This window comes from Pseudoalteromonas sp. PA2MD11, assembly GCF_017808125.1.
GTDB lineage: Bacteria > Pseudomonadota > Gammaproteobacteria > Enterobacterales > Alteromonadaceae > Pseudoalteromonas > Pseudoalteromonas simplex.
Map to the genome: position 1 here is coordinate 149563 of NZ_JADKNF010000012.1, position 6000 is coordinate 155562.

Annotated in this window: 6 protein-coding genes; 3 read left to right on the forward strand and 3 right to left on the reverse strand. The window is 39.7% G+C overall.

What is annotated here, in order from left to right:
• Positions 1 to 89: 89 nt before the first annotated feature.
• Complete coding sequence (locus tag ISP07_RS14150; protein WP_209327974.1) at positions 90 to 1565, forward strand: NarK family nitrate/nitrite MFS transporter; 1476 nt, start codon at positions 90 to 92, stop codon at positions 1563 to 1565.
• Positions 1566 to 1656: 91 nt separating this feature from the next.
• Here the strand turns inward: ISP07_RS14150 and mog are convergent, their stop codons facing one another.
• From mog to ISP07_RS14165, 3 genes are all read right to left on the reverse strand, one after another.
• Positions 1657 to 2184, reverse strand: a complete 528-nt coding sequence (gene mog, locus ISP07_RS14155; RefSeq protein ID WP_166339465.1) for a molybdopterin adenylyltransferase — start codon at positions 2182 to 2184, stop codon at positions 1657 to 1659.
• 177 nt (positions 2185 to 2361) lie between these two features.
• On the reverse strand, positions 2362 to 3009 hold the full coding sequence (locus ISP07_RS14160) for a DUF542 domain-containing protein (RefSeq protein ID WP_209327975.1): 648 nt from the start codon (positions 3007 to 3009) through the stop codon (positions 2362 to 2364).
• Between the two features lie 283 nt (positions 3010 to 3292).
• Positions 3293 to 4153, reverse strand: a complete 861-nt coding sequence (locus tag ISP07_RS14165) for a YicC/YloC family endoribonuclease (protein ID WP_138601109.1) — start codon at positions 4151 to 4153, stop codon at positions 3293 to 3295.
• 181 nt (positions 4154 to 4334) lie between these two features.
• Between ISP07_RS14165 and rph the strand changes: the two genes are divergently transcribed.
• A complete protein-coding gene (gene rph, locus ISP07_RS14170; RefSeq protein WP_054554228.1) occupies positions 4335 to 5048 on the forward strand; it encodes a ribonuclease PH in 714 nt (237 codons plus the stop codon).
• A 22-nt stretch (positions 5049 to 5070) separates the two neighbouring features.
• Complete coding sequence (pyrE, locus tag ISP07_RS14175; protein WP_054554229.1) at positions 5071 to 5715, forward strand: orotate phosphoribosyltransferase; 645 nt, start codon at positions 5071 to 5073, stop codon at positions 5713 to 5715.
• Positions 5716 to 6000: the final 285 nt, after the last annotated feature.

The following is a 6000-nucleotide window of genomic DNA, read 5'->3' on the forward strand; positions in this document are numbered from 1 at the left end:
CCAGCAGCTTGTTATTGCTTGATATACATCAATATTTTTCAGCTATAGGCTATCCAAAATAAGGCTAAATGAAGTTATTGGAGAGTACTATGGCAGGTAAAAAGTTTACGATTTTTTCCTTTACTGGAAAAATGAAAGTGCTGCACCTTAGTTGGATGGCATTTTTTATTACGTTTATGGTGTGGTTTAATTTTGCCCCACTATTACAGGCAGTCAAAACCTCACTTGGATTAACCACAGAACAAGTGCGGACCTTACTGATATTAAACGTTGCTTTAACGATCCCCGCTCGGGTCATTATTGGCATGCTAACAGATAAGTATGGCCCTCGGCTTGTTTATTCGAGCCTATTAGTTGTGTGTTCTATTCCGTGTTTTATGTTTGCCTTTGCTGATAGCTTTTTACAAGCTGCTATTGCTCGATTTCTACTTGGTTTTATAGGTGCAGGTTTTGTGATTGGCATCCGCATGGTTTCTGAATGGTTTCCACATCATGAGCTAGGTACCGCAGAAGGTATATATGGGGGCTGGGGTAACTTCGGTTCAGCAGCTGCTGCATTTACTTTACCGACCATCGCATTGTTAGTCGGGGGCGATGATGGCTGGCGTTATGCAATAGGCATTACTGGGGTATTGAGCCTAGTTTTTGGTTTTATTTATTATGCCAATGTGACCAATACACCAAAAGGGTCTACTTACTTTAGACCAAAGAATTTAGGGGCTATGGAAGTAACCTCTAAAGGTGATTTTTTCTTACTTTTAATCATGAAAATTCCAATGTATGCCGCGCTTGCATTGTTAACATGGAAACTGTCACCTAATGGTGTCGGCATGCTTGAAGCAAATGTGGTTAATATCACTTATGGCGCTCTAGTGTTACTTTATTTATTTGAAGTTAAAAAGGTCTGGAGTGTAAATAAGGGGGTATTTGAGCAAGAAGTACCTGAGCTGCATCGTTATAGTTTTAAGCAGGTTGCAGTGTTAGATATTTTGTATTTTACCAACTTTGGTTCAGAGCTTGCGGTTGTGTCTATGTTGCCATTATTTTTTGCAGATACATTCTCGCTCGATCCTGTGATGGCAGGCATGGTTGCTGGCGCTTACGCATTTATGAATTTAATGTCGCGCCCAGCTGGAGGCTGGATCTCTGATAAATTTGGTCGTAAAACAACGTTACTAATTTTAACGGCAGGCCTAGCAGCCGGTTACTTTTTAATGGGAATGGTCGATGCACAGTGGCCGCTGTGGTTAGCTGTAGTAACAGCTATGGCATGTTCTTTCTTTGTGCAATCTGGCGAAGGTGCCGTATTTGCAGTTGTACCATTAATTAAACGCCGTTTAACCGGCCAGATTGCGGGAATGACTGGTGCTTACGGTAATGTAGGGGCTGTGACGTTTTTAACAGTGTTATCGTTCGTTGATTATGCAACCTTCTTTTATGTTATTGCTGGAACCGCAATGATTGGTTTTGTTACCTTATTCTTTATGGATGAGCCAAGAGGGCAAATTGCAGAAGTGCGCGAAGACGGTACGGTTGAGCTAATTGACGTATCAAATAAGGGGTAATTAAACCCTATAACAATAAACCAGCACATTGTGCTGGTTTATTGTCTTTAGTGGCCCAAGCAATAAACTTAAGGCTTTGCGTTACGGGTTGCTATTTTGATTTTGGCCTAAAGACTTGAATTACGTCTTCGTTACAGGTGATGTAGGGACCTTCAAGTAAATCGATACAATAAGGAACAGCGGGGAAAACAGCATCTAAACATTGGCGAATTGCTTTTGGTTTGCCAGGTAAATTGATAATGAGTGAATTTCCCCGTATCCCAGCTGTCTGCCTGGATAAAATAGCGGTAGGTACATACTTTAAACTTTCTTGACGCATTAACTCACCAAATCCTGGCATCATTTTATCACATACAGCTTCAGTCGCTTCTGGCGTAACATCTCGCTTAGCAGGCCCAGTTCCACCTGTAGTAATGATAAGCGCGCAATTTTGCTCAGCTAGTTCGCACAATGCTCGCTCTATGAGTGGTTGCTCATCTTCAACAAGTTTATTGCATGCTTGCCAAGGGGAGTTTATATAATCGTTTAAAGTATCTTTAATAGCGGGGCCTGATAAATCGTCATATTGACCTCTGCTAGCGCGATCGCTCACCGTTAAAATACCTATTTTGGCTATCATTGCTTTCCCTTATTTATTTTGATGTGTGTTGAGTCTAGCAAAGCTGTTCGTTGAGTTAACTCCTCCTTAGTGGGTAGATGTTTACAGCTGAGTACTTTAATAATACAACTCTACAAAGTCATCATTGAATAGGGCCTATTTAGTAGCATGTCTTAATTAAGCACACGACTTCTTGATTTATTGTTTAAATAAAACATTATTTTCTAAATGTATGTGTTCTTTAAGATCTAGATATAGCTCTTTAATTTGCAAATACAATAATTGCCAATCATTATCTGCTTCTATAGGTGGAGTAAAATTATTGGTAAGCTCGACGAGTGTGTCTAAGGCTTGTGCATGAGTTTGATGTTCAGCTTCCATCACAGAAATAGGCCCTGAGGGATAAAACCCTTTCATAATCATAGGGAATAAAATAGCTTCCTCTTTCATCATATGTTCTTCAAGTTCATAACGCATCTGAGATAGATGAGACTCTAAATGTTGTGGAAAAAGTTCTTTAAAAGAGCTTTTCTCTTGAACTACTTTACACATGTGGAGTAATTGGCGGAATTGTATTCTGTGCTTTTCATGAAAGTTATCAATGATATGCGCAACCAATTTTATTGGCGATTGAGTTTGCCAATTAAAGTGAGATTTACTTTCTGCTTGCTCTAAATTTGTGAGTTTAAAAAGAAAAGCTGCTTTATCTATTTTGGCATTGGCCAGTGCTACTTTGAGTTGCTGTTTGCCATTTAAGAAAAAATCTAGATTGTAATCATTGAAAAGATCGGTAGCACCAGGGACTGTGCAGGCAATATCGCTTAGAGTTTGAGTTTGAACAGACATTTCAATCCTTTGTAAAAGTAGTGAGTAGTCCTTTTAATCTAGAGTATGTTTTATACTAAATATATTCCTCCTAATAGATAGGGTTTGGCTAACCTTTTATGAGTAATTTAAGACTTAAAAGTGCGCTGATAATTATTTTTAAGTTGAGCTTATTTTAATTTTGTCTGGCTCACAATTTCGCAGATGGATTTTTAAATAGCAAGCTTTGAAGGAGTCGGGAAAATTTGGAGATAAAATAAAGCCCTATGTAAATAGGGCCTTGCTGGAAGTTTGACTACTAATCTTACTCAATATTCTGAATTTGTTCGCGCATCTGCTCGATTAACACTTTTAGTTCTACCGCAGCGTTTGTGATGTCACTGTTGATAGACTTTGATGCTAATGTGTTTGCTTCACGGTTAAACTCTTGCATCATAAAGTCTAGGCGTCGGCCACATGCGCCGCCTTTAGTTAAGATTTTTTTGGTTTCTTTAACATGCGACTTTAAGCGGTCAAGTTCTTCAGCAACATCTTGCTTTTGTGCAAGGTAAATAAGCTCTTGCTCAAGGCGAGACTCATCGATGTCTGTTTTTAGTTCTTCTAGCTTTTGGTTTAGTTTTTCGCGCTGCCATTTAGCGATTTCTGGTAAGTGGCCTTCAACAATAGTTACTTGCTCTAAAATAGCATCAAGGCGAGTTGCTATCATTTCTTGTAAGTTTGCGCCTTCATCGCCGCGAGCTTGTTTAAAATCTTCAATCACTTCATCGAAGCCTGCAATTAGCGCAGTGTTTACGCTATCCATATCGAGCTCTTCGGCTTCCATCACGCCAGGCCAACGTAAAATATCAACTGGGTTGATGTCACCATTGCTTTGGTTTTGCACCCATTGTGCGCTTTTAATTAATTGTTCAGCGAGTGATTCGTTAATCGTTAACTCACCAACATGCGCTGGATTTGCAGCAAACTTTAAGAAAACTTCAACTTTACCGCGTTGTAAATGTTTACGTAAACGCTCACGAATAACCGGTTCCATGCCACGAAATTGCTCAGGTGCGCGGATAAAAGTTTCAAGGTAACGTTGGTTTACTGAACGAATTTCCCAAGTGCCAGTGCCCCATTCGCCTTTAATTTCGCGGCGCGCATAAGCTGTCATGCTGTGGATCATGGATGATTTCCTAGTGTTATTAAATTTACAAAGTTGACTGATTATACCGAATCAGCTTTTAACCTCTAGCGTAAATTTTCTGAAATGTGCTTTTCTGATGCAGTTAATTATGTAAATGAACATGGCATCTAGCACCACATCGACTTATAATGTGGCAAATTCAGAATTAAGGGGATCGTTAATGCGTCCAAGCGAAAGAACACCTAACCAAATTAGACCGGTTACATTCACACGTAATTACACTATGCATGCTGAAGGTTCAGTATTAGTAGAGTTTGGAAATACTAAAGTTTTGTGTACAGCAACTGTTGAAGCTGGTGTACCACGCTTTATGAAAGGCCAAGGTAAAGGTTGGGTTACGGCTGAATACGGTATGTTACCTCGTTCAACACATACTCGTAATGGTCGTGAAGCATCGCGCGGTAAGCAAGGCGGTCGTACTATGGAAATTCAACGCTTAATCGCACGTGCACTTCGTGCTGCGGTTGACTTAAAGGCGTTAGGTGAAAATACCATTACTATCGATTGTGATGTAATTCAAGCAGATGGCGGTACACGTACGGCATCAATCAGTGGTGCATGTGTTGCATTAGTTGATGCGCTTACTTACATGCGTAGTAAAGGTATGATCAATTCAAACCCACTTAAGCATATGATTGCGGCAATTTCAGTTGGTGTATATAAAGGTCAACCAATTAGTGACCTTGAGTACCTAGAAGATTCTGAAGCCGAAACAGATATGAACGTGATCTTGACCGAAACTGGAAAAATCATCGAAATCCAAGGCACAGCTGAAGGCGAACCTTTCTCATTCGACGAACTTGATGAGCTACTTACATTAGCTAAGCACTCAATTCGTGAAATTATCGACGTTCAAAAGCAAGCATTAGCTTGATAAAGAAGTAGGTTTATTAGTTATGAAAGATTATCAAAAAGAGTTTATTGAATTCGCACTTGAAAAGCAGGTGCTTAAATTTGGTGAGTTTACTTTAAAGTCTGGCCGCACTAGTCCTTACTTTTTCAATGCTGGTTTATTCAATACCGGTCGTGACCTTGCACGCTTGGGTCGCTTTTACGCTGCAGCACTTGAAGATGCGGGCATTGATTACGATGTATTATTTGGCCCTGCTTATAAAGGTATTCCAATCGCAACAACGACAGCGGTAGCTTTAGCTGATCATCACGACAAAGATGTACCATATTGTTTTAACCGTAAAGAGAAAAAAGCACACGGTGAAGGTGGTACATTAGTAGGTTCTGAACTAAAAGGTAAGATCATGTTAGTTGATGACGTGATCACTGCAGGTACAGCTATTCGTGAGTCAATGGAAATCATTGCGGATAATGGTGCAGACTTAAGTGGTGTTTTAATTGCACTTGATCGCCAAGAGAAAGGTAAAGCTGAGTTATCTGCTATTCAAGAAGTCGAGCGTGACTTTGGCACTAAAGTTATCTCTATTGTAAAACTAGCTGACTTAATTAGTTACCTAGAAGCCAAAGGTACAATGGATGAGCATTTAGCTGCAGTAAAAGCATACCGTGATCAATACGGCATTGCTTAACACCTAAAAACGCGAACAATTTAAAGGCCCAGCTATATTGCTGGGCCTTTTTGTTTTTAGAGTCTTGTACTTTTATGGCCTTAAATACGGTTAAAAAGTTACTGAAGCGTTAATAAAGTTTCTCTTTTGTGGTGTTTAGACTAAAAAGGATACAAAGGGCAGTTTTTTTTAAGTTTTCTCAAAAAAGTGCTTGCGTTAATTCGCTGCATCCCTATAATGCGCATCCACCGACACGGCGGACTGCTTAGAAAAAAGCAAAACGACGAGTTGGTTGAGTCAAGTAAG

Coding starts and splice junctions, on each gene's coding strand:
- ISP07_RS14165 (WP_138601109.1), bottom strand. CDS start 4,153: ATGATCCACAGCATGACAGCTTATGCGCGCCGCGAAATTAAAGGCGAA.
- mog (WP_166339465.1), bottom strand. CDS start 2,184: ATGATAGCCAAAATAGGTATTTTAACGGTGAGCGATCGCGCTAGCAGA.
- ISP07_RS14150 (WP_209327974.1), top strand. CDS start 90: ATGGCAGGTAAAAAGTTTACGATTTTTTCCTTTACTGGAAAAATGAAA.
- pyrE (WP_054554229.1), top strand. CDS start 5,071: ATGAAAGATTATCAAAAAGAGTTTATTGAATTCGCACTTGAAAAGCAG.
- rph (WP_054554228.1), top strand. CDS start 4,335: ATGCGTCCAAGCGAAAGAACACCTAACCAAATTAGACCGGTTACATTC.
- ISP07_RS14160 (WP_209327975.1), bottom strand. CDS start 3,009: ATGTCTGTTCAAACTCAAACTCTAAGCGATATTGCCTGCACAGTCCCT.